The sequence below is a fragment of the Janthinobacterium lividum genome (assembly GCF_034424625.1).
In the GTDB taxonomy this organism is placed as follows: domain Bacteria; phylum Pseudomonadota; class Gammaproteobacteria; order Burkholderiales; family Burkholderiaceae_D; genus Janthinobacterium; species Janthinobacterium lividum.
In genome coordinates, this window is the sequence record NZ_CP139976.1 from 1,344,617 (window position 1) to 1,368,283 (window position 23,667).

Genomic DNA, 23,667 nt, shown 5'->3' on the forward strand with positions numbered 1-23,667 from the left:
GGTTCTTTAGCGTGGGCGGATCGATTGCAGGAACGCTTGCAGCACGGGGGTATCGGTGTAGGCCACGTTGAAGCGGAACCACACTGTCTCGGGCGCGCGCAGCATGAAAAATTCGTTCGGCGAGAGCAGGATGCCGGCCTTCAAGGCCATGTCGGCGATGATCTTGCCATTCCATTCCGGCGTTTGCACGTCGGGCCAGCCGGCGCTGACGAACATGCCGCCGCGGGGCCGTGCCACGGGCGCCATGCCCGCCTGCGCCAGGCAGTCGATGCTGCGCTCGCGGGCCGCATTGAGCTGCGCCACCAGCCGCTCGACCATCCGCTTGTAGGGCCGCGCGGAGATGGCGTGGTAGACGGCGCGCTCGTTGATTTCCGACGTCGTCAGTCCCGCCAGCATTTTCACGCGTACCAGTTCGGCCACCAGCGAAGGCGAGGCGCAAATCGACCCCACGCGCAGCACGGGCGACAGGGTCTTGGAAAAGCTGCCCACGCGGATCACGCGGCGCAAGCCATCCATGGCCGCCAGCGATGCGTCGCCGCGTGCCGCCAGTTCGCGGTAGATATCGTCTTCCACCAGCCAGAAATCGAATTGCTCGGCCAGCGCCAGCAGCCGGTGCGTCTGCGCCTGGCTGAGCGAGGTGCCGAGCGGGTTTTGCAGCACCGTGTTGACGAACATCAGCTTGGGCTGGGTGCGCGCGGCCTCGCTGGCCAGCGCATCGAGGTCGAGGCCCGCCTCGCCGCGGCTGATGCCGACGGGGATGCAGCCGTGGTGGCGGATCAGCGACTGCAGATTGCTGTAGCCGGGGTCTTCCACCAGCACCGTGTCGCCCGGCTTGGTCAGGCTGCGCAGGATCAAATCGAAGGCATGCGTGGCGCCATGCGTCAGCAAGACCTGGTCCGGCTCCACCTGAAACAGTTCTTCCGACAGGCTGGTGGCCAGGTGCTGGCGCAGCGAGGGAAAACCGAGAGGATGGCCATAGCCGCGCAGCCTGTTGGCGGGAATGCGCATGGCCTGGCGCACGGCATCGAGCACGGTCGCTTCGCCATACATCTCGGGCGGCAGCCAGCCCGCACCCACGGGCAGGGCATCGGACACGCCCGAATACAGGTCCGGCGTGAGGGCATCGATGGCGGTGGGACTCGCGTGTACGGCCGCCTGCGGCGAGGCGGCGACATCGTGGCGCGCGACGAAATAGCCGGAACCGCGGCGCGACGACAGCAAGCCCAGGTTGACCAGGCGGTCGTACGATTCGACGACGGTAAACGTCGACACGCCATTGCAGCGGGCGAACTGGCGCACGGACGGCATGCGCGTGCCGATGCGCAGGGCGCGGCTGCCCACCATGACGCTGATGGCGATGACGATCTGCTCGACGAGGCCGCCCTTTTTCTGGCGGTCGATGTCCAGCACGGGCCAGCCGCTTGCTTGCTCGGGGGCATCGTCTGTGCTGTCGCTGTGCTTCACGGTGGCTCCTTATGCTGCCTTGCACAAAACTGTAGTGGTTTTCCGCCCTGTACGGTTGGGGTACTTTGCCGTTTGTGTATCTGTGCCATTGGGGATGGCCTGTCTATTATTACATCAGCTTTTTGCCAACTGGTAAATTATTTTACGCTTCGTCAAAAACGATCCTGGCCCCGCGCCAGCCCATCCCAAGGAGAAGGTCATGAACGAAACAAGGCCGGAATCGATGTCGGCATTCTGGATGCCGTTTACGAACAACCGTGATTTCAAGGCCAACCCGCGCCTGCTCGTGTCGGCTGAAGGCATGTATTACAAGGACGTCGATGGCAACGCCATCCTCGATGGCACGGCCGGCCTGTGGTGCGTGCCGTGCGGCCATGCGCAGCCGAAAATCGTCGCTGCCATCCGCGAGATGGTGGGCCAGCTGGACTTCGCGCCGACCTTTCAGATGGGCCATCCGGCCGCTTTCGACCTGGCGGAAAAGCTGATGGACTACACGGGCCACAAGTTCGGCCACGTGTTTTATACGAACTCCGGTTCCGAAGCGGTCGACACGGCGTTGAAGATCGCGCTGGCCTATCACCGGGCGCGCGGCGAGGGCGCGCGCACCCGTCTGATCGGCCGCGAACGCGGTTACCACGGCGTGGGCTTTGGCGGCATTTCCGTGGGCGGCATCGGCGGCAACCGCAAGACCTTCGGTCCCCTGCTGTCGGGCGTGGACCACCTGCCGCACACGCATAACCTGGACAAGAACGCCTACACGGTGGGCGAGCCCGAATACGGCACCCACCTGGCCGATGAACTGGAACGCATCGTCGCCCTGCACGACGCCTCGACGATTGCCGCCGTCATCGTCGAACCGGTGGCCGGTTCCACGGGTGTGCTGATCCCGCCGAAAGGCTATCTGAAACGCTTGCGCGAACTGTGCACCAAGCACGGCATCCTGCTGATCTTCGATGAGGTGATCACTGGTTTCGGCCGCATGACGACGCCGTTCGCTGCCGACTATTTCGATGTCGAGCCGGACCTGATGACGACGGCCAAGGGCCTGACCAATGGCATGGTGCCCATGGGCGCCGTGTTCAGCAAACAATACATCCACGACGCCTTCATGGACGCGCCGGCCGGCATCGAACTGTTCCACGGCTACACGTATTCCGGCCACCCGCTGGCTTGCGCCGCCTCGCTGGCGACCCTGCAAGTGTTCGAGGAACAGGACATCCTGGGCCATGCTAAAGCGATGCAGGCGTATTGGAGCGACGCCGTGCATTCCCTGAAGGGCCTGCCGCACGTGATCGACTTGCGCAGCATAGGCCTGATCGCCGGCATCGAGCTCGATCCCATCGCCGGCAAACCCGGCACGCGCGCCTTCAACGCCTTCAAGCAGGCGTTCGCCGACGGCGTGCTGATACGCACGACCGGCGACATCATCGCCCTGTCGCCGCCGCTGGTGCTGGAAAAACAGCATGTCGACGAGCTGTTTGGCAAGCTGGCCAAGGTACTCAAAAATCTTGATTGAACTGTGACCCCAAGCAAAACCTGGGGTCGGACCCTGAGGGGCCGACCCCGGCACTTGTTTTTGGGTTTGAAAAAGGAACACCATGAACACTCTCGACACCATCACCCACTTCATCAACGGCGCCAAAGTCGACACCCAGAGCGGCCGCTATGGCGACGTGTATAACCCCGCGCTCGGTGAACCCGTCGCCCGGGTCGTGCTGGGCACCGTGGCAGACGTGGACGCGGCCGTGCAGGCGGCCGCCGCCGCCTTTCCTTCCTGGTCGGCCACGCCGCCCCTGACGCGCGCGCGGGTGCTGTTCCGCTACCTGCAACTGTGCCAGCAGCACACGGACGACTTTGCCGCCATGCTCACGCGCGAGCATGGCAAGACCTTTGCCGATGCGCAGGGCGAGGTGGCGCGCGGCATCGAGATGGTGGAATTTGCCGTCGGCATTCCGCAATTGTTAAAGGGCGAATTCACGGACCAGATTTCGCGCGGCATCGATGCCTGGTCCATGCGCCAGGCGCTCGGCGTGGTGGCCGGCATCACGCCGTTCAATTTCCCCGTGATGGTGCCGATGTGGATGTTCCCCGTTGCCATCGCCTGCGGCAATACCTTCGTCCTGAAACCGTCCGAGCGCGATCCGTCCGCCTCCCTGCTGCACGCGAAACTGCTGAAAGAAGCGGGCTTGCCCGACGGCGTCTTCAACGTGGTACAGGGAGACAAGGTCACGGTCGATGCCTTGCTCGACCATCCGGTCGTGCAGGCGATCAGCTTTGTCGGCTCCACGCCGATCGCCGAATACATCTATGCGCGCGGCAGCGCCAGCGGCAAGCGCGTGCAGGCGCTGGGCGGCGCGAAGAACCACATGGTGGTGATGCCCGACGCGGACATGGACATGACGGTCGATGCGCTGATCGGCGCGGCCTACGGTTCGGCGGGCGAGCGCTGCATGGCCATCTCGGTGGTGGTGGCCGTGGGCGACGCGGGCGACAAATTGATCGATGCACTGGCATCGCGCACGGCCGCACTGAAAGTGCGCGACGGCATGGCCGATGGTGCGGAAATGGGACCGGTGGTGTCCTTGGCCGCGAAGCAGCGCATCGAAAAACTCATCGCATCGGGTGTGGAGCAGGGCGCAACTTTGGTGGTCGATGGCCGCAACCATGTGGTGCCGGGACGCGAGAATGGCTTCTTTGTCGGCGGTACTTTATTTGACCATGTGACGCGCGACATGAGCATCTACAAGGAAGAGATTTTCGGCCCCGTGCTGTGCGTGCTCCGGTGTCCTGACGTGGTGCATGCGGTGGAGCTGATCAACGCCAACGAGTATGGCAACGGCGTGGCCATTTACACGCGCGACGGCGGCGTAGCGCGTGAATTCGTGCGCCAGATCCAGGTCGGCATGGTGGGCGTCAACATCCCCTTGCCCGTGCCGATGGCCTTCAACAGCTTTGGCGGCTGGAAGCGCAGCATGTTCGGCGACCACCACGCCTATGGCCCCGAAGGCGTGCGTTTCTACACGCGGCACAAGGCCGTGATGCAGCGCTGGCCGAATACGGCAAGCGCTGGTGTGGAATTTGCTTTTCCCCAGATGAAGTAAAGGTTTCAAACTACAAGCCGGCCGCACATAACAAGAGGAATACGCGATGATCGAGTCTTTGAACTATTTGCCGCATCCCGCCCTGCCCAACGAGGAACTGGCAGGCCATTTCACCGACCTGGCGCCTCCCTTGAGCGCGCGCCAGGCGGCCATCGAAAGCGCCCGCTGCCTGTACTGCTATGACGCGCCGTGCAGCCGCATCTGTCCGTCGGAAATCGACGTGGCCAGCTTCATCCGTAATATCCACGACAAGAACATCAACGGTGCCGCGGCAGGCATTCTGAAACAGAACATCCTGGGCGGCAGCTGCGCCCGCGTCTGTCCCACGGAAATCCTGTGTGAAGATGTCTGCGTGCGCAACCACGACGCGGAGGGGCAGCCCGTCAAGATCGGCCTCTTGCAGCGCTACGCCGTCGACCACATGCATTTCGCAAGCCACCCGTTCAAACGGGCTGCAAGCACCGGCAAGACGATAGCCATCGTCGGCGCGGGGCCGGCGGGCCTGTCGTGCGCGCACCGCCTGGCCATGCTGGGCCACGACGTGGTGATCTTTGAAAAGGAAGGCAAGGCAGGTGGCCTGAATGAGTACGGCATCGCCAAATACAAGCTGACGGACGATTTCGCGCAAAAGGAAATCGACTTCCTGCTGGATATCGGCGGTATCGAGATCCGATGTCGCCAGGCGCTGGGCGAGAACCTGCAACTGCGCGACTTGCACGCGCAGTATGACGCCGTGTTCCTCGGCCTGGGCCTGGGCGCCAGCCGCAAGCTAGGTCTGACAGGCGAGGACGCACCGGGCTTGCTGGCCGCCGTCGATTACATCGCCGCGCTGCGCCAGGCCAACGACCTGGCCGCGCTGCCCGTGCCGAAACGGGCGATTGTGATTGGCGCCGGCAATACGGCCATCGACATGGCCGTGCAGATTCAAAGGCTCGGCGCCGAGGAAGTCACCCTCGTCTACCGGCGCGGTTTCGACGCCATGACGGCCACCCACCATGAACAGGAGATTGCCAAGGCCAACCAGGTGCGCATGCTGACGTGGGCCCAGCCGCAGCAGGTGCTGCTCGATACTGACGGCAAGGTCGCCGGCATGCGTTTCGAGAAGACGCGCATGCAGGGCACGCGTTTGGCGGGGACGGGTGAAACGTTCGACGTGGCGGCCGACGCCATCTTCAAGGCCATCGGCCAGAGCCTCGACACCGACGTGCTGCATGATCCGATGGCGTCGCTGCTGCAGCGCGAAGGCGACAAGATCGCCGTCGATGCGGGTTTTCGCACGGTGCTGCCGGGGATCTACGCGGGTGGCGACTGCGTGGCGCCGGGGCAGGACCTGACGGTGCAAGCCGTCCAGCATGGCAAGCTGGCCGCACTGGCCATCCATTCCGATTTGTTGAATAAAGTGGAGGCTGCATAATGGCTGATCTCAGCATCGAATTTTGCGGCATCAAGGCGCCGAATCCCTTCTGGCTGGCGTCCGCACCGCCGACCGACAAGGCCTACAACGTGGTGCGCGCCTTCGAGGCGGGTTGGGGCGGCGTCGTGTGGAAAACCCTGGGTGAAGACCCTGCTGCCGTCAACGTCTCGTCGCGCTACTCGGCCCTGTATGGCAAGAACCGCGAAGTGGTCGGTTTCAATAACATCGAGCTGATCACCGACCGCTCGCTGGAGATCAACCTGCGCGAGATCACGCAGGTGAAAAAGGATTGGCCCGACCGCGCCATGATCGTCTCCCTGATGCTGCCCTGCGAAGAGCACTATTGGGCCGACATCCTGCCCAAGGTCGAGGCGACAGGGGCGGATGGCATCGAGCTTAATTTCGGCTGCCCGCACGGCATGCCGGAGCGGGGCATGGGCGCGGCCGTGGGCCAGGTGCCCGAGTACGTGCAGATGGTGACCGCCTGGTGCAAGAAGCACAGCCGTCTTCCCGTCATCGTCAAGCTCACGCCCAACATCACGGACGTGCGCATGCCGGCGCGCGCGGCCAAGGCGGGCGGCGCGGACGCCGTCTCGCTGATCAACACCATCAATTCCATCACCTCGCTGGACCTGGACCGCATGGTGGCCTTGCCGATTGTCGGTGGCGCCAGCACGCACGGCGGCTATTGCGGGTCCGCCGTCAAACCGATCGCCCTGAACATGGTGGCGGAAATCGCCCGCGATCCGCAGACGCGCGGCTTGCCCATTTCCGGCATCGGCGGCATCGGCAACTGGCGCGACGCGGCCGAATTCCTCGCCCTGGGCGCGGGCTGCGTGCAGGTGTGCACGGCCGCCATGTTGCATGGCTTCCGCATCGTCGAAGAGATGAAGGATGGCCTGTCGCGCTGGATGGACGAGAAGGGCTACGAGCGCATCAGCGACTTTTCCGGCAAGGCCGTGGCCAACACGACGGACTGGAAATACCTGGACATGAATTACCAGGTCATCGCGCAGATCAACCAGGACGACTGCATCAAATGCGGCAAGTGCTACGTGGCTTGCGAAGACACATCGCACCAGTCGATTGCGCAACTGATCGACGCCGCCGGCACGCGCACGTATGAGGTGATCAAGGAGGAATGCGTGGGCTGCAACCTGTGCGAAATCACCTGTCCGGTGCAGGGCTGCATCACGATGGTGCCGCAAGCCACGGGCAAGCCGTACATGAACTGGACGCAGGATCCGCGAAATCCAAGAGCGCTGGCGGAGACGGCATAGGGCACGGTTATTGCGTGCGTTTATTTTTATAAACAGCGGCGCGTCTTTGCAGTAAGCTAGATTACTTAAAAGCCGAGCCGTTTCCACACTGCCGTATCCCTGGCGTCCTCGCTACGCCAGCGGTCTAACCGATGGAGCAACCCTGTGAACCACGACTATTCAGGCAACACGCAACTCTGGAATGAAGACCTGGCGCCCACCACGGCGGCACAGCGTACCTGGCGCTGGTATCACTTCGCCGCGCTGTGGGTCGGCATGGTGATGTGCATTCCCGCCTACACCCTGTCGGCCAGCCTGATCGACAGCGGCATGTCCGGTTACCAGGCCGTGCTCACGGTGTTTCTCGCCAATGCCATCGTGCTCCTGCCGATGCTGCTGATCGGCCATGCGGGCACCAAGTACGGCATCCCGTATGCCGTGCTGGCGCGTGCCTCGTTCGGCACCATGGGCGCGCGGTTGCCGGCCCTGATGCGCGCCATCGTCGCCTGCGGCTGGTATGGCATCCAGACCTGGTTCGGCGGGCAGATGATCTATACCCTGATGGGCGTGCTGGTAGGCCATGAACTGGGCGGCGAGAAGATCGCGGGCCTGGGCATCAACGGCAGCCAGCTATTGTGCTTCCTGGCTTTCTGGGCCATCCAGTTCTATTACATCCTGCATGGCATGGAGTCGATCCGCAAACTCGAAACTTACACCGCGCCGCTGAAAATCCTCATCTGCTTCGTACTGCTGTACTGGGTGCACAGCAAGGCCGGCGGCGTGGCCAGCCTGCTGGACCAGCCATCGCAATTCATCCCCGGCGGTAAAAAGGCGGGCCAGTTCTGGAGCGTCTTCTGGCCGTCGCTGACGGCCATGGTGGGTTTCTGGGCCACCCTGGCCTTGAACATCCCCGACTTCACGCGCTTTGCCAAGACGCAGCGCGACCAGGTGATCGGCCAGTCGATCGGCTTGCCGGTGCCTATGGGATTGCTGGCCATGCTGGCCGTGATCGTCACTGCCGGCTCCGTCGTCATGTACGGCAAGGCCATCTGGGACCCGGTCGACCTGGCCAGCCGCATGACGGGCGCCGCCGTGCTGATCGCCTTGATCATCCTCCTGATCGACACGGTCAGCGTCAACCTGGCTGCCAACCTGGTGGGCCCGGCGTACGACTTTTCCTCGCTGGCACCGAAGCAGATTTCCTACAAGATGGGCGGCTACATCACGGCTTTCATCGCCATCGTCATGATGCCGTGGAAGGTGCTCGAATCGACGCAGGGCTATATCTTCACATGGCTGATCGGCTACTCGGCCCTGCTGGGCCCCATCGCCGGCATCCTCATCGTCGACTATTATTTTGTGCGCAAGACGCAGCTCGACGTCAGGCAGCTGTACCGCGACGACGGCGTCTACTCGTATGGCAATGGCTGGAATATGGCGGCGCTGATCGCCTTTGTCATCGCCGTGCTGCCGAATATCCCGGGCTTTTTGAACGCGGCCTTTCCCACGGCGTTTCCCGACGTGGCCGAAGGCTTTAAAACCATCTACACCTACGCCTGGTTCGTGGGCGTGGCCATCGCCGCCGTCGTGTACGGCGTCATGATGAAGGGTAAGGCCGTGGCGCACGTGCAGCAGGCGCCGCAGTCGTAATCACAAAGGAGACAAGATGGCTACACTGATACGTGGCGGTACCGTCGTCAACGCCGACCGCGCATTCCGCGCCGATGTGCTGATTGAGGGCGACACCATCGCCGCCGTCGGCGAGAACCTTTTGGCACCCGCCGGCGCCACGGTAATCGACGCGGGCGGCCTGTACGTGATGCCGGGCGGGATCGACACGCACACACACATGAACCTGCCCTTCATGGGCACCGTGACGTCCGACGATTTTTTCACGGGCACGGCGGCGGGACTGGCCGGCGGCACCACCACCATCATGGACTTCGTCATCCCGGCACCCAAGCAATCCTTGATCGAGGCCTATCACCAGTGGCGTGTATGGTCGGCCAAGGCGGCTGGCGACTACACCTTCCATGTGGCGATCACATGGTGGAGCGAGCAGGTACATGAAGAGATGGGCACCCTCGTGCGCGAGCATGGCGTGAACAGCTTCAAGCACTTCATGGCGTATAAAAACGCCATCATGGCCGACGATGAAACCCTGGTGAAAAGTTTTACCCGTTCGCTGGAACTGGGGGCGCTGCCCACCGTGCATGCGGAAAACGGCGAGCTGGTTTTTCAATTGCAGCAAGCTTTGCTCAAGAAGGGGATTACCGGGCCGCAGGCGCATCCGCGGTCGCGCCCGCCGGCCGTGGAAGCGGAGGCCGCCAACCGCGCCATCGCAATTGCCAACGTACTCAATACCCCCGTGTACATCGTGCACGTTTCGTGCGCCGAGTCGCTCGACGCCATCACGCGGGCGCGCGCCAATGGCCAGCGCGTGTATGGCGAAGCGCTGGCGGGCCACCTGGTGATCGACGACAGCGTCTACCAGAGCGACGATTTCGACTACGTGGCGGGCCACGTCATGAGCCCGCCGTTTCGCGGCAAGCACCATCAATCGGCGCTGTGGCACGGCCTGCAAAGCGGCAACCTGCAGACGACGGCCACCGACCACTGCACCTTTTGCGCCGAACAGAAGGCGGCGGGCAAGCAGGACTTTACGCGCATCCCGAACGGTTGCGGCGGCGTAGAGGAACGCATGGCCGTCGTGTGGGACGCCGGCGTCAATTCCGGCATGCTGACGCCCTCCGAATTCGTCAAGGTGAGCTCCACCAATGCGGCGCAGATCTTCAATATGTATCCGCGCAAGGGCGTCATCGCCGCTGGCAGCGATGCCGACATCGTGCTGTGGGACCCGCAGGGCACGCGCACCATTTCCGCCGCCACGCAGTTCGCCAAGGGAGGCTTCAACGTCTTCGAAGGGCGCACCGTGCGCGGCATCCCCAGCACCACGATTGCCGCCGGCAAGGTGGTCTTCCACCAGGGCGAACTGACGGCCGTCGAAGGGGCGGGGCGCTATGTCGAACGGCCCGCCTTTTCCGTTACCACCGCATAAGGAGTTGACGATGGATGAATTGCGTATCAATGGCGAGCGCCTGTGGGCAGCCCTGATGGAGCTGGCGCAGATCGGCGCGACAGCGAAGGGCGGCGTCAAGCGCCTGGCCCTGACGGACCTGGACAAGCAGGGCCGCGACCTGGTGGTGGGATGGGGCCGCGAAGCGGGCATGAGCATCACGATCGACCAGATCGGCAATGTCTTCATGCGCCGCGACGGCGCCGACAACAGCCTGCCGCCCGTGATGACGGGCAGCCATATCGACACGCAACCCACGGGTGGCAAGTTCGATGGCAATTACGGCGTGCTGGCGGGCCTGGAAGTGGTGCGCACCCTGAACGACTTGAAAATCAAGACGCAGGCGCCCATCGAGGTGGCCTTCTGGACCAACGAGGAGGGTTCGCGCTTCGTGCCCGTGATGATGGGTTCCGGCGTATTTTGCGGCGCCTTCTCGCTGGAGACGGCGTATGCGGCCAAGGATACCGAGGGGAAAACCGTGGGCGAGGAACTGGCGCGCATCGGCTACAAAGGCGAGCAGGTGCCGGGAAACCATCCCATCGGCGCCTATTTTGAAACGCATATCGAGCAGGGACCCGTGCTGGAAGACGCCGATAAAGTCATTGGCGTGGTACCGGCCGTGATGGGCCTGTCGTGGTACGACTGCGTGGTAACGGGCATGGAAGCGCATGCTGGCCCCACCCCCATGGGATTGCGCAAGGATGCGCTGCAGGTGGCCACGACGATCATGCAGGAAGTGGTGGCGATTGCCAACCGCTACCCGCCGTATGGCCGCGGCACGGTGGGCATGGTGCAGGTCTTCCCGAACAGCCGTAACGTGATCCCCGGCGAAGTCACATTCAGCATCGACCTGCGCAATGTGAACGACGAACTGCTCAACACCATGCATGGCGAGATCACGGCCTTCATCGATGCCACGCGTATTGCTACGGGACTGGATATATCTCTTGAACGTGTTTCCTATTACCCGCCATGCCCGTTCCATCCGGACTGCGTGGGCGCCGTGCGCAACGCCACGGAAAAGCTGGGCTACTCGGTGATGGACGTGGTGTCCGGCGCCGGACACGATGCCATCTACGCGGCCCGGCTGGCGCCGGCCGGCATGATCTTCGTGCCGTGCAAGGATGGCATCAGCCACAATGAAATCGAAGACGCCAAGCCCGAGCACCTGGAAGCGGGCTGCAATGTCCTGCTGCACGCGATGCTGGAGCGGGCCGTGGCCGTGTAGCTCCACCGGCCCATGCCCGCTTCAGGGCTTGGGCTGGAAGTTGCGCAGGAACGCCAGCAGCGCGCGCGCCGCGATGTCGGCGTCGTCCGCCGTCATGGTTTCCAGTGGGTTGTGGCTGATGCCGCCATTGCCGCAGCGGGTAAACAGCATGGCCACGTCGGTGATGGCGGCCATGGCCATGGCGTCGTGGCCGGCGCCAGACAGCAGCGCATACGGTTCGATGCCGACCGATTCCACGGCCTGCGCCAGCTGCGCCATCAGCCATGGCGCGCATGGCGCGGCACGCGCCGACAGCAGCAGTTCCAGCTGATAGTCGATCTGGCGCCGCGCGCAGATGGCGGCGATGCCATCGAGAATATCGTCAACGGCCGCCTGGCGTACCGCGTCAACGGCCGCGCGGATGTCGAGCGACAGGGTGCAGGCGCCGGCGATCACGTTGACGGAGCCGTTGGGCACGTGCAGCTGCCCTACCGTGCCCACCAGCGCCTCGCCCTGGTTGCAGCGCTGTTCCACCAGCAGGATGATTTCGGCTGCCGCGCTGGCGGCATCCTTGCGCATGGTCATGGGTGTGGTGCCCGCGTGGCTGGCCACGCCGCCAAGATTGACCAGGTAGCGCGAGCTGCCGGCAATCGCCGTGACGATCCCCAGCGGCAGGTCGCGTTCCAGCAGTACGGGACCCTGCTCGATATGCACTTCCACATAACCGAGCAAGTCGGCGGGATCGCGCGCGATGGCGCCGATGGCGCTTGCCTCGTGGCCGGCGGCGGCCAGCGCGTCGCGCATGCTCAAGCCATCCGCATCCACCTGTTCCAGCAGCGATACGTCGAACTTGCCCGTGACAGCCGTGCTGCCCAAAAACGTGCTCTTGAAGCGCACGCCTTCTTCCTCGGCGAAGCCGACGATCTCGAAGTGGAACGGCAGTTTTTCGCCCCGCTCATGCAGGTGGCGCACGACGGCGATGGGCAGCACGATGCCCAGGCGGCCATCGTACTTGCCGCCGTTGCGCACCGTGTCGTAATGCGATCCCGTCATCAGGGTTTTTGCGTCGGGCGCGTCGGACAGATAGCGCCCGACGACATTGCCGACGGCGTCGATGTGCACCTGCATGCCCGCATCCCGCATCCATTCGGCCAGCTGCGCGGCCGTTTTCTGGTGCGCCGGCGTCAGGTAGGCGCACGTCAGGTTGTAATCGCTGTCGCTCCAGGCCGCCAGCGTTTCGGCCTGCTGCATGATGGCCGGGCCGAAGTCCAGGCGCACGTCGAACAAGTCGTTCAGGCGCAGCTCGGCGATGCGCTTGATCTGCCGCAGCGACTCGGCCAGTTCATCGGCGCGCCGGTTTTTCAGGCGCCGCGCAAACGTGGCGATGATGTCCTGGCGCGTCAAGCCTTCGCCCGTCGGGCCCTTGACGGCCAGGATGAAGGGAAAGCCGAACTTGGCGTTGTAGTCGTCGTTCAGGCGCTGCAGGGTGGCGAATTCATCGGCGCTGCACAGGTTCAGGCCGGACTTGGCCTGCTCGCGCGTCGATTCCGCCGTCAGCTGCCCTGCGATGGCGGCCTTGCCGGCCAGCTCCGGGTGGGCGCGTATCAGCCCCAGCTGCTCTTCGGGCGAGGCATGCGCCAGCACGCGCTGCAGCTCCGTCTTGAGTGCCGTCAGGCTGGCAAACGGCCGGGCGGGGGCCGCGCGCTGGGCGATCCAGGGCGAGTGTTCGTAGATGCCATGCAGCCGTGCGATAAAGTCTGCCGGGCTGCCGGCGTTCAGGTCTGAAAGGGTGGTCATGGTTTTCCGATCATGCAAGCGGTGATGATAGCGCCCCGTTCCTGCGTCCATTATATGCGCGTGCTGATAGCGGCTATCGCTGCACCAGCGCCTTGGCGGCCGCGCTGACCTGGTCGCGCAGCCATTTGTGCTCGGGCGCCTGGTGTACGCGCTGGTGCCACAGCTGGTAAAAGCGCATCGGCGGGAATTTCAGCGGCACGGTATACGTTTTCAGCGGCAGCGTCTTTTCATAGAAGCGCATGAATTGCCGGCCCGTGGTGAGTACCAGGTCCGTCTGCGTCAGCATGTAGGGGATCAGGCCGAAATACGCCGATTCCACAACCACGTTGCGCTGCAGGTTTTGCCGCTCGAGGAAGGAATCGATCACGCCGTGATAGCCGGGCATCATCTGCGACGGCGCCACGTGGGGCAGGCTCAAATAGTCGTCGAGGGTCATGGCGTCGCTGGCCGTGCGCCGCGCATAGGCGTTTTCCGCATGCATGGCGCAGATGATGGGGTCTTCGAACAGCTTCGAAATGTGCAGATGCGCGGGCGGCTCGTCCCAGTTGGCGATGACCAGGTCCAGGCCCCCGTCGGAGAGTTGGCGGATATGGTCGATGCCCGGCCCCAGGCTATGCAGCACGACGCGGCTTTTTGGCGAGCCGCGGCGCAGCAGGGCCACCACGTTGGGCAGGAACTGGCTGTCCAGGTAATCGGGCGCGGCGATATGGAAGGTGCGTGCCTCTTCCTGCGCCACGAACGGCGTCTTCTTGACGAACAGGCTCTCCGTCTGGTCGAGGATGCGCTTGGCCGGATTGAGCAGGCTTTCGCCATGCTGGGTCGGCACCATGCCGCGCGCGCCGCGCACGAGCAGCGGGTCGCCCGTCAATTCACGCAGCTTGCGCAAGGAGGCGGAAATCGATGGCTGCGGCTGATTGAGTTTCAGCGCCACGCGCGAGACGTTCTTTTCCACCAGCAGCAGGTAGAGGATGCGGATCAGGTGCAGGTCGAGGTGTTGCGGCAGGCTGGACATGTGGCGGCGCCTCTGTTGTATATCGATTTGAATATGTCAAATATACGATATTTTTCATGTGGTGGGCGGTAAATCCGTTTATCTTGTGTAGATTGGCACGAATATTGGTTCGGTCTGACTAGAGGAAATTTATGGAAGTATTTGCCTACCTGATCCCGTACGGCCTTGAGTGGCTGAACCTGATCGTCCGCTGGCTGCACGTCATCACGGGCATCGCCTGGATCGGTGCTTCCTTCTATTTCGTCTGGCTCGATAACTCGATCCGCCCGCCCGCGCCCGGCTCCGAACTGGCGAAGAAGGGCGTGTCGGGAGAACTGTGGGCCGTGCATGGCGGCGGTTTCTACAACCCGCAAAAATACCTGGTGGCGCCCGCCGAACTGCCGAAGGAACTGCACTGGTTCAAATGGGAAGCGTATTCGACCTGGCTGTCCGGTTTCGCGCTACTGACCATCGCGTATTATTTCAATGCCCAGGCCATGATGATCGACAAATCCGTGGCGGACATCTCCAGCGGGCAGGCAGTCGGTATCGGCATCGCCACCCTCGTCATCGGCTGGACCGTGTACGATTTGCTGTGCAGGTCAACATTAGCGCAATATGAACTGTGGTTCGGCGTGACCGTGTTCGCGCTGATCGTCGGCGCCGCGTACGTGCTCACGCATTTGCTCAGCGGACGCGCCGCCTATATCCATGTGGGCGCCATGATCGGCACCATCATGGTGGCCAATGTGCTGATGCTGATCATTCCCGGCCAGCGCAAGATGGTCGAGGCCATGGCCGCCGGCAAGCTGCCCGATCCCAAGCATGGCCTGAAAGCCAAGCAGCGCAGCGTGCATAACAATTATTTTACCTTGCCGGTGCTGTTCATCATGATCAGCAACCATTATGCGATGACCTACCGGAACGACCACGCATGGCTGGTGCTGGCGCTGATCATGGCGGCCGGCGTCTTCATCCGCCACTTTTTCAACCTGCGCCACAAGGGAAGAGTGGAATGGCGCTATCCGGCCATCGGCGTGGCCCTGTTGCTGGCCGTAGCTATCGCCATCGCGCCGAAAGCGCCCGTGGCCGTGGCGGCCGCGCCGGCGGTGGATCCGGCCGCGCAATTCAAGAGCGTGCATGCCATCATCGCCCAGCGCTGCGCCACCTGTCATTCGGCCCAGCCCACGCAACCGGGTTTCGCCACGGCGCCGGCCGGCATGATGCTGGATAATGAAACTGAAATCCGCCAGCACGCGGCGCAAATCTACAAGCAGGCCATCGAATTGAAGGCCATGCCGATCGGGAACCTGACCAATATGACGGAGGCCGAGCGCAGCGAACTTGGCGCCTGGCTGCAACAGACCATGCAAGGAGCAAAATGACAACGCACGCAGAAAAAATCACGGCCTGGATCGATGATCACTTCGACGAGGAAGTCGCATTTTTACAGAAGGTGGTGCAGCAGCCGACGGATACGCCGCCCGGCAACAACGCGCCCCATGCGGAACTGGTGGCGCAGCTGCTGCAGGCGTATGGCTGGCAGGCGGAAAAGCACGCCGTCCCAAACGATGAGGTGGAAGCGTACGGCATGCAAAGCATCACCAATTTGATCGTGCGCCGGCCGTATACGGCAGGCGGGCCGACCGTGGCCCTGAATGCGCATGGCGACGTGGTGCCGCCCGGCGACAACTGGACGTATCCGCCGTATGGCGGCCAGATCGACGCCGGCTACATGTATGGCCGCGCGACGGCCGTCTCGAAAGGCGATTTCGCCACCTATGTATTTGCCGCCCGCGCGCTCGAAGCGCTGGGCATTCCACTCAAAGGCCAGCTTGAGCTGCACTTCACGTATGACGAGGAATTCGGTGGCTTGCTGGGGCCGGGCTGGCTGCTGGAACAGCAGCTGACGAAGCCCGATTTCGTCATCGCCGCCGGTTTCAGCTACGGCATCGTCACGGCGCACAACGCCTGCCTGCAGCTGGAAATCACCGTGCACGGCAAGGCTGGCCATGGTTCCATGCCGGAGACGGGCCATGACGCGCTGCAGGCGGCCAACAAGATACTCAACGCCATCTACGGCCAGTTGCCGGAGCTGAAAAAGATCAAATCCAAAGTGGCTGGCATCGACTCGCCCACCATGCTGGTGGGGCGCATCGACGGCGGCACGAATACCAATGTGGTGCCGGGCAAGGTCGTCATGAAGATGGACCGCCGCATGATTCCCGAAGAAGACCCGGTGGCGGTGGAAGCGCAGGTGCGCGCGCTGATCGAAGACGCCGTGCGGGGCGAGCCTGGCATCCGCATCGAGATCCGCCGCCTGCTGCTGTCGCACGCGCTGCGACCCTTGCCCGGTTCCGAACAACTGGTCGGCAGCCTGCAAAAGAATGCGCAAGCCATCCTCGGCGAGACGATTCCCGCCGTCGGCACGCCCCTGTATGCGGACGCGCGCCTGTATGGCGAGCGGGGCATCCCCGCCGTGCTGTATGGCGCCGGGCCGCGCACGGTGCCCGAATCGAACGCGAAGAAGGCTGACGAGCGCCTGGCGCTCGATGATTTGCGCAGGGCCAGCAAGATCGTCGCCCTGACCCTGCTGGACTTCCTGGGCCAGAAATAAGGCAGCGCGCTTTGGCTTACAATGGGGCGACTACACATTCTGTGAAGAAGTGCCCCCATTGATTGAAGAGCCAAATTGAATACCCGTTTTCTCGAAGCGTTTGTCTGGGCAGCGCGGCTGGGCAGCTTTCGCACGGCCGCCGACAAGCTGCACATCACGCAGGCGGCCATCTCCAACCGCATCGCTTCGCTGGAGCAGGATTTCGGCACGCGCCTGTTCGACCGCGACGCGCGTGAAATCCGCCTGACCTTCGCCGGACGCAACCTGCTCGTGTATGCCGAACGCATGCTGGAACTGTGCCGCGATATGTATGCGGCCAATTCCTCGCCCGCGCAGATCACGGGCGAAGTGCGCATCGGCGTCATCGAAACCATCGTGCATACGTGGCTGATCCCGTTCCTGCAGCGCGTGCAGGAGCGCTATCCGGGCATCGAGATTCAATTGACGTCCGAATCGACGCGCCGCTTGCACGAACAGCTGCAGCAGGGCGAACTCGATATCGCGCTGCAGACGGACATGCTGACGGGCGACCATATCCGCAGCACGGGCAGCGGCGCCATCGCCATGGGCTGGGCCGGCAGGGCCGCTGACTGGCCCGATACGGGCGCGCCATTCACGGTGGCGCAACTGGCGCAGCACCCCATCATCACCATGAACCGCGGTTCGCAGCCGCATTCCGCCTTGAAGGCGCTGTGCCAGGACGAGGGCGTGCAGCTGGGAAGGGTCCACTGCGTCAGCTCGATCTCCGCCATCGTGCGCCTGGTCAAAGCGGGCTTCGGCATCGCCGTGCTGCCGCTGGCGCCCCTGCGCGAGGAAATCGAACAGGGCCACATCGCCCTGATTCCCTGCACCAGCAGCCTGGCACCGCAGCGCATCGTCATCAGCTACAGCGAAGACATCACGACGGAAGCGATCCAGCTGGTGGCCATGTTGGCGTGCGAGGAGGCGGCCAGGTTCACTTTGGCGCTGGGTGAGGAATATGGGGCAGGGTGATGTCGGCTTACGCTGGCGCTAAGCCGACCTACGATGCCGTGGTCGAGGTGAGTCGCGTAGGTCGGATGAGCGCCCAGGCGCGTAATCCGACAGCATTGTTGGCTCCACCCACAAGAAAAACTTATCAGTCGCGTTCAGAATAACCCGTTTGCCAAGTGACGGCGCGCCACCTATTCTGGGTTGGCACACCATCCATCACGCAGAACGGAACCATCATGACGACGTCCCACACCTTGCCAGGCATCCTGTTTGTCTGGACCAGCGCCGACCCGGAACACGAGCTCGATTTCAACCGCTGGTACGACCGCGAGCACGTGGAAGAGCGCGTGCGCATTCCCGGCTTCGTCAGCGGCACGCGCTACCAGAGCGTGCGCGGTTCGCGCAAATACCTGGGCCTGTACCGCACCGATTCGCTGGGCGCCTTCCAGACCCCCGACTATTTCAAGGCCTTCGGCCAGCAGACCCCATGGTCGGTGACGAATCTGCAGCGCATGGTCGATCCGATGCGCCGCGTCTGCGCCATCGAGGCGGAAACGGGCATGGGCACGGGCGCCTGGCTGGCCGTGCTGCGCTTGGGCGCGCCCGCCATCGGCCAGGATGCCGCAGCCGTGGCCAGCATGGCAGCGCTGGGCGCGCAGCTTTTGCAGATCGATGGCGTCATTGCCACGCGCTTGCTCACGCCTGACGCGAATCTGTCCGGCCCCCTGCCGGCGGAGCAGAAGGAGGGCCGCGTGCTCGACCCGATCTTCCTGATCGACGCGTCCTCCGAAAGCGCCGCCTCGGCGGCGGCCGATGCCGCCAGCGCGGCACTGGGCCTGGACGCTGAGCAGGCAGCCATCCTGCAACTGTCCTGGCAACTGCGCGAGGCCGACCTGCACGCTGCCTGACACGGCGGCGCGCATCTTGCCGGCACTGATAACACGAGACACGGGCCACGGCGCAGGGCAACGCATCCTGCGCCGGGCCTGCAATAAAACTGACGAGAGAGGTAGGCAATGAGCACATATACAACGGCAAACGCTGCGCATCCGGCGGCCCAGGCGCCGGGCGACAAGCCGAAAACGGGCCGCCTGGCCACGGCCAGCATGGTCGGCACGACCCTGGAATGGTATGACTTCACCGTCTACAACACCATGGCCGCGCTGATCTTCAACCATCTGTTCTTTCCCTCGTTCGATCCGCTGACGGGCACCATCCTGGCCTTTTCCACGTATGCCGTCGGCTATATCTCGCGTCCCATCGGTGGCGTGATCTTCGGCCACCTGGGCGACAAGCTGGGGCGCCGCTGGGTGCTGGTGGTGACCCTGATGCTGATGGGCGTGACGACGGGCCTGATGGGCCTCTTGCCGACTTACGCGACGGCCGGCATCTGGAGCCCCATCCTGCTGGTGGCGCTGCGCTTCGTGCAGGGCATCGCTTTGGGCGGCGAATGGGCCGGCGCCGTGCTGATCTCCGTCGAACACGGGGCAGCGGACAAGCGGGGCCGCAACGCGTCGTGGACGCAGGTGGGACCGTCGTTCGGCACCTTGCTGGCGACCGGTTGCATCGGCCTGATCACCTACCTGCTGCCGCATGAAGCGTTCATGGACTGGGGCTGGCGCATGCCGTTCATCGCCAGCCTGCTGCTGGTGGCCTTCGGCATGTGGATACGCAGCGGCATCGAGGAAACCCCGCTGTTCAAGGAACTCGACCAGCAGGATGCGAAGGCGGAAGCGCCGATTGGCGACGTGCTGCGCATCTACTGGCGCCGTCTGCTGATCGCCGGCGGTGTGCGCATCGGTTCGGACGTGCTGTATGCGCTGGTGGTGGTGTTCACGCTCACGTATGTGACGACCGTGCTGCACCTGTCGTCGACGCTGGCACTGACCGCCATCATGATCGGCACGGCTTGCAATGCGCTGGCGGTGCCCGTGTTTGGCGCGCTGTCGGACAAGATCGGCCGCCGTCCCGTGTATGCGCTGGGCGCGAGCCTGGGTCTCGTGTGGGCGTTTGCCTTCTTTACCTTGCTCGATACTGCCAGCCCGGCTGCCATCGTCACGGCTGTCGTCGTGGGCCTGGTCATCCACGCCATCATGTACGGCCCGCAGGCCGCCTTCGTCATCGAGCAATTCCCGACCAAGGTGCGCTATGCGGGGTCCTCGCTGGCCTACACCCTGGCCGGCGTCATCGGCGGCGGCTTCGCCCCGCTCGTCATCGCCAGCCTGTACCGCTCGTACAACAGCAGCATGGCCGTCTCGCTGTATGTGGCGGCGGCCTTGCTGATCACCGGCGCCGCCGTTTTTGCTGCACGCGAAACGGGCCGCGGCCCCCTTGAGGAATAAAATCATGACGACATTGAGTTTTCAACTGGCCGGCCACGGCCCCGTCACCTTCGATATCGATCAGTTGATCATCGCCGGCTGGACGGGCCGCGACATGGCGATGGTGGAACACCATATCGCCGAACTGGAAGCCATCGGCGTGGCGCGCCCGAAAAGCGTGCCGACGTTTTACCGGGTTTCGGCAGCGCTGCTCTCGAGCGACGCCGCCATTGAAGTGCCGGGCCTGGACTCGTCCGGCGAGGCGGAATTCGTGCTGTTCTCCTCGGAATACGGCCTGCTGGTGGGGATCGGTTCCGACCATACGGACCGCAAGGTGGAAAGCTATGGCGTGACGGTGTCGAAGCAGATGTGCGGCAAGCCCGTGGGCGATACCTTGTGGCGCTATGCCGACGTGGCCGGCCACTGGGACCAGTTGCAGATGCGCTCCTGGCGCGAGCGCGCCGGCGTGCCGGCCCTGTATCAGGAGGGGCCCGTGACGCGCATGCTGTCGCCGGAAGATTTGATTTTGCGCTACACGGGGCAAGCGACCCTGCCAGTGGGCAGCGCCATGTTCTGCGGCACGCAGCCCATCATCGGTGAAATGGGCCACGGCGACGCCTTCGAGCTGGAGCTGTATGATCCAGCCTTGCAGCGCCGCTTGCAGCACCGCTATGCCGTGCAAACCCTGCCCGTGGAAGGATAAGAGAATGACCCAGTTGACCAAGACTATCCGCGAACTGGCGGCCGACCTGGCCGCCGGACGCATCACCAGCGTGGAACTGACGCAGCGCATGCTGGCGCGCGCCGAGGCGCACCGGGCGCAGGGCGGCCATGCGTATGTCAGCCTCGATGGCGAACAGGCCCTGGCCGAGGCGCGGGCCAGCGATGCGGCGCGCGCGGCCGGTATCGTTGCCTCGCCCCTGGCCGGCGTGCCCATCTCGATCAAGGACCTGTTCGACGTCGAGGGGCAAACCAGCAGCGCCGCTTCGCTGGCGCTGGCCGACTCCCCGCCCGCCGTGGCCGATGCGGGCGCCGTGGCGCGCCTGCGAGCGGCCGGCGCCGTCCTGCTGGGCCGCACCAACATGAGCGAATTCGCGTTTTCCGGCCTGGGCTTGAATCCCCATTACGGCACGCCGCGCAATCCACTGGACCATGAACGTGTGGCGGGCGGCTCCACTTCGGGCGGCGCCGTCACGGTGGCTTTGGCAATGGCGGCCGGCGCGCTGGGCACGGACACGGGCGGCTCGATCCGCATCCCTTCCGCCTTTTGCGGTTTGACGGGTTTCAAGCCGACGGCCGCTTCCGTGTCGCTGGCGGGCACGGTGCCTTTGTCGCGCTCTCTCGACTCGGCAGGGCCCATTGCCCGCAGCGTCGACTGCTGCGCCATTCTGTACGCGGCGCTGTCGGGCCATGACATCGGCGTGCAGGCGCCAGCGCTGAAAGGCTTGCGCTTCGGCTTTACCCTTGACTATGTCGGTACGCACGTGGAGCCGCAGGTGCAGCGGGCTTTCGACGCCGCGCTGGACAAGCTGCGGCAAGCCGGCGCCCTGGTGGAACAGTTCGATTTCCCCGAGTTGCTGGAACTGCCGGAGATCAATGGCGGCGGCGGCCTGGTGGCGGCGGAAGCCTGGCACTGGCATAAGGTGCTGCTTGAAGAGAAGGGCGCGCAATACGACCAGCGCGTGGCGGCGCGCATCCGACGCGGCCAGCAGCAGGGCGCGGCCGATTACATCGATTTGCTCGATGCGCGCGCGCGCCTGATCGCCGTCGCCCGGCGGCGCCTGGCGCCATTCGACGCCTGGCTGATGCCCAGCGTGGCGATTCTGGCGCCGCAGGTTGCGCCCCTGGAAGCGGATGACGCCACCTTCTTTGCCACGAATGGCCTGGTGCTGCGCAACGCCAGCGTGATCAACTTCCTCGATGGCTGCGCGCTGTCGCTGCCGTGCCATGCCGAGGACGAGCTGCCCGTGGGGCTGGGCATTTGCGGCCTGGCCGGCGCGGATGAAAGAGTGCTGCAAATTGGCCGTGCCGTGGAGGCACTGTTGCTCGAACGTTAACCTTGCAGTGGCGCAAGGGGGGCCTTTGTAATATGATGGCTGGCACTGATATGGAATAGGCACGCACTGTGTACCGGTAAACTTCACACTGTGTTCTGAAACAAGCTGATCATTTGTCATGAATGTGGCTGTTGTAGCGAAAGCGCCCGCTGCGTCTGAGTGAAAATCCGCAAAAGTAACGTGGTCTGTAACATACGCGGATCGCGACGTTGAGTGACATTGAGTGTCTTCCACTGTCCTGTGCCCACATACTTTATGCAAAAATTTGTTTCGGGTGCCGGAATTTATCCAAAAAAATCATAACGCCGGAGTTTATTCATGCTGAGAAGTAATTGCGTAGACTTTTACAAGGGGATGTTGATTTTTCTGGTGTCGATCGGACATGCGGTGCAATGTGCAGCATATCAGGAAGAGGGATTCTTCCAAGACCCTACCTTTAAAGCTATCTACATGTTTCACATGCCGTTGTTTATCGCTATTAGCGGTTATGTGAGCCGTAATAGTGTACTCCGCACACCGCCTTTGGAGTTCATTAAATCGAAAATATTTTCCTTACTGGTTCCTATTGCCATATGGGAGATTTTATTTCGGGTTGCGCTTACCCTTGTTTTTAAAAAAAAGATTGACCAGGATTTTCCTTTCTCCTTGCTTCTCAGCATACTGCAGAGCCTTTGGTTTCTATGGGCGTTGTTCGCTAGTCTCGTATTGGTGACGATTGCCAATGTCTTTGGCCGCTATTCGTTCTGGGTATCGTTGATCCTGTTTTTTTTCAGCCTGTTCATTCCGGACTGGGGTATTTTGCCGTTAATTAAATATACATGTCCTTTTTTCTTGGCTGGCTATTATCTGGCCGCTGGCTCGTATGTTGAAAAATTGATGCCATATAAAAATGTAATTTTTCCTGTTTCAGGTGTTCTTGCGCTGATTTGTTTCTTCTTGTGGAATAATCAGACTTATATTTATGTTACAGGAATGGAGTTAAGTTCTGAAAACTTTCAAAATATTGCGCTGCGTTATATTGCCGGTGCAATAGCCTCTGTATTCGCATTGTGTGTGTTTTATGTAGCCTACTTGAAGCTTGGTGAGAGGATCATCCAAGGGTTTATTATCTTTGGTAAAAATTCATTGTATATTTATATCATCGGCCAGTATGCTTTTATCGGTGTCACTAAAATTTCGGTGCGCTATTTTGAGCCGGTGGCGTTTGCGCCGCTTGCCACTCTGGTGGGGTTCAGTATCGGCTTGCTGGTCACATGTATTTGCTGCGCGACTGGTGTCTTGCTGGCAAAAAATAAAATCGCCGCCAAACTGCTTTTTGGCAAAGTGAGCAAGCCGGCGCCAACAGTGGCGACTATCGCCTGAGGCTGCTCGTCTGTCTTCTTTTGCCTGCG

Annotated in this window: 18 protein-coding genes; 15 read left to right on the forward strand and 3 right to left on the reverse strand. The window is 62.8% G+C overall.

All coding sequences use genetic code 11. The features are described from left to right. Positions 1-6: 6 nt before the first annotated feature. Positions 7-1,464, reverse strand: a complete 1,458-nt coding sequence (locus tag U0004_RS06085) for an aminotransferase-like domain-containing protein (RefSeq protein WP_070260139.1) — start codon at positions 1,462-1,464, stop codon at positions 7-9. A gap of 199 nt (positions 1,465-1,663) precedes the next feature. Here U0004_RS06085 and aptA point away from each other — a divergent pair, with 199 nt between their 5' ends. From aptA to U0004_RS06120, 7 genes are all read left to right on the forward strand, one after another. Next, positions 1,664-2,980 (forward strand): omega-aminotransferase AptA, encoded by a 1,317-nt coding sequence (gene aptA, locus U0004_RS06090; protein ID WP_070260136.1) that lies wholly within the window; start codon positions 1,664-1,666, stop codon positions 2,978-2,980. A gap of 82 nt (positions 2,981-3,062) precedes the next feature. After that, on the forward strand, positions 3,063-4,565 hold the full coding sequence (locus tag U0004_RS06095) for a CoA-acylating methylmalonate-semialdehyde dehydrogenase (protein ID WP_070260134.1): 1,503 nt from the start codon (positions 3,063-3,065) through the stop codon (positions 4,563-4,565). A 46-nt stretch (positions 4,566-4,611) separates the two neighbouring features. Further along, positions 4,612-5,979, forward strand: a complete 1,368-nt coding sequence (locus tag U0004_RS06100; RefSeq protein WP_070260132.1) for an NAD(P)-dependent oxidoreductase — start codon at positions 4,612-4,614, stop codon at positions 5,977-5,979. Next, entirely contained in the window at positions 5,979-7,259 is a 1,281-nt protein-coding gene (gene preA / locus U0004_RS06105; protein WP_070260130.1) for an NAD-dependent dihydropyrimidine dehydrogenase subunit PreA, read from the forward strand. The genes U0004_RS06100 and preA overlap by 1 nt, the downstream gene beginning before the upstream one ends. 144 nt (positions 7,260-7,403) lie before the next feature. Then, positions 7,404-8,888: an NCS1 family nucleobase:cation symporter-1 gene (locus tag U0004_RS06110; RefSeq protein WP_034782401.1), complete on the forward strand. Its 1,485-nt coding sequence runs from the start codon at positions 7,404-7,406 to the stop codon at positions 8,886-8,888. Positions 8,889-8,904: 16 nt separating this feature from the next. Then, on the forward strand, positions 8,905-10,296 hold the full coding sequence (hydA, locus tag U0004_RS06115; RefSeq protein ID WP_070260128.1) for a dihydropyrimidinase: 1,392 nt from the start codon (positions 8,905-8,907) through the stop codon (positions 10,294-10,296). 10 nt (positions 10,297-10,306) lie between these two features. Continuing rightward, complete coding sequence (locus U0004_RS06120) at positions 10,307-11,542, forward strand: Zn-dependent hydrolase (protein WP_070260126.1); 1,236 nt, start codon at positions 10,307-10,309, stop codon at positions 11,540-11,542. Between the two features lie 21 nt (positions 11,543-11,563). Here U0004_RS06120 and U0004_RS06125 read toward each other — a convergent pair whose 3' ends face one another. Together U0004_RS06125 and U0004_RS06130 are read right to left on the reverse strand one after the other, a co-directional pair. Continuing rightward, the gene (locus U0004_RS06125; protein WP_070260124.1) at positions 11,564-13,318 is read right to left on the reverse strand and encodes an allantoate amidohydrolase; all 1,755 of its coding nucleotides are present in this window, start codon (positions 13,316-13,318) and stop codon (positions 11,564-11,566) included. A 73-nt stretch (positions 13,319-13,391) separates the two neighbouring features. Continuing rightward, complete coding sequence (locus U0004_RS06130) at positions 13,392-14,330, reverse strand: LysR family transcriptional regulator (protein WP_034754583.1); 939 nt, start codon at positions 14,328-14,330, stop codon at positions 13,392-13,394. 131 nt (positions 14,331-14,461) lie between these two features. Here U0004_RS06130 and U0004_RS06135 point away from each other — a divergent pair, with 131 nt between their 5' ends. The 8 genes from U0004_RS06135 (at position 14,462) to U0004_RS06170 (ending at position 23,638) form a co-directional block, all read left to right on the forward strand. Further along, positions 14,462-15,694 (forward strand): urate hydroxylase PuuD, encoded by a 1,233-nt coding sequence (locus tag U0004_RS06135; RefSeq protein ID WP_070260122.1) that lies wholly within the window; start codon positions 14,462-14,464, stop codon positions 15,692-15,694. Then, positions 15,691-16,926: a M20/M25/M40 family metallo-hydrolase gene (locus U0004_RS06140; RefSeq protein ID WP_070260114.1), complete on the forward strand. Its 1,236-nt coding sequence runs from the start codon at positions 15,691-15,693 to the stop codon at positions 16,924-16,926. The genes U0004_RS06135 and U0004_RS06140 overlap by 4 nt, the downstream gene beginning before the upstream one ends. A gap of 75 nt (positions 16,927-17,001) precedes the next feature. Continuing rightward, positions 17,002-17,919, forward strand: coding sequence for a LysR family transcriptional regulator (locus tag U0004_RS06145; protein ID WP_034782414.1), 918 nt, complete (start codon positions 17,002-17,004; stop codon positions 17,917-17,919). A gap of 215 nt (positions 17,920-18,134) precedes the next feature. Beyond that, complete coding sequence (locus tag U0004_RS06150; RefSeq protein WP_070260112.1) at positions 18,135-18,806, forward strand: DUF4286 family protein; 672 nt, start codon at positions 18,135-18,137, stop codon at positions 18,804-18,806. Between the two features lie 108 nt (positions 18,807-18,914). Next, on the forward strand, positions 18,915-20,240 hold the full coding sequence (locus tag U0004_RS06155; RefSeq protein WP_070260110.1) for an MFS transporter: 1,326 nt from the start codon (positions 18,915-18,917) through the stop codon (positions 20,238-20,240). Positions 20,241-20,244: 4 nt separating this feature from the next. Further along, on the forward strand, positions 20,245-20,922 hold the full coding sequence (locus tag U0004_RS06160) for a DUF2848 domain-containing protein (RefSeq protein WP_070260108.1): 678 nt from the start codon (positions 20,245-20,247) through the stop codon (positions 20,920-20,922). Between the two features lie 4 nt (positions 20,923-20,926). Then, positions 20,927-22,276, forward strand: a complete 1,350-nt coding sequence (locus U0004_RS06165) for an amidase (protein ID WP_070260106.1) — start codon at positions 20,927-20,929, stop codon at positions 22,274-22,276. A gap of 318 nt (positions 22,277-22,594) precedes the next feature. Beyond that, on the forward strand, positions 22,595-23,638 hold the full coding sequence (locus U0004_RS06170) for an acyltransferase family protein (RefSeq protein WP_081345898.1): 1,044 nt from the start codon (positions 22,595-22,597) through the stop codon (positions 23,636-23,638). Positions 23,639-23,667 lie beyond the last annotated feature (29 nt).

Coding starts and splice junctions, on each gene's coding strand:
- aptA (WP_070260136.1), top strand. CDS start 1,664: ATGAACGAAACAAGGCCGGAATCGATGTCGGCATTCTGGATGCCGTTT.
- U0004_RS06095 (WP_070260134.1), top strand. CDS start 3,063: ATGAACACTCTCGACACCATCACCCACTTCATCAACGGCGCCAAAGTC.
- U0004_RS06100 (WP_070260132.1), top strand. CDS start 4,612: ATGATCGAGTCTTTGAACTATTTGCCGCATCCCGCCCTGCCCAACGAG.
- preA (WP_070260130.1), top strand. CDS start 5,979: ATGGCTGATCTCAGCATCGAATTTTGCGGCATCAAGGCGCCGAATCCC.
- hydA (WP_070260128.1), top strand. CDS start 8,905: ATGGCTACACTGATACGTGGCGGTACCGTCGTCAACGCCGACCGCGCA.
- U0004_RS06120 (WP_070260126.1), top strand. CDS start 10,307: ATGGATGAATTGCGTATCAATGGCGAGCGCCTGTGGGCAGCCCTGATG.
- U0004_RS06125 (WP_070260124.1), bottom strand. CDS start 13,318: ATGACCACCCTTTCAGACCTGAACGCCGGCAGCCCGGCAGACTTTATC.
- U0004_RS06130 (WP_034754583.1), bottom strand. CDS start 14,330: ATGTCCAGCCTGCCGCAACACCTCGACCTGCACCTGATCCGCATCCTC.
- U0004_RS06135 (WP_070260122.1), top strand. CDS start 14,462: ATGGAAGTATTTGCCTACCTGATCCCGTACGGCCTTGAGTGGCTGAAC.
- U0004_RS06140 (WP_070260114.1), top strand. CDS start 15,691: ATGACAACGCACGCAGAAAAAATCACGGCCTGGATCGATGATCACTTC.
- U0004_RS06150 (WP_070260112.1), top strand. CDS start 18,135: ATGACGACGTCCCACACCTTGCCAGGCATCCTGTTTGTCTGGACCAGC.
- U0004_RS06155 (WP_070260110.1), top strand. CDS start 18,915: ATGAGCACATATACAACGGCAAACGCTGCGCATCCGGCGGCCCAGGCG.
- U0004_RS06160 (WP_070260108.1), top strand. CDS start 20,245: ATGACGACATTGAGTTTTCAACTGGCCGGCCACGGCCCCGTCACCTTC.
- U0004_RS06165 (WP_070260106.1), top strand. CDS start 20,927: ATGACCCAGTTGACCAAGACTATCCGCGAACTGGCGGCCGACCTGGCC.
- U0004_RS06170 (WP_081345898.1), top strand. CDS start 22,595: ATGCTGAGAAGTAATTGCGTAGACTTTTACAAGGGGATGTTGATTTTT.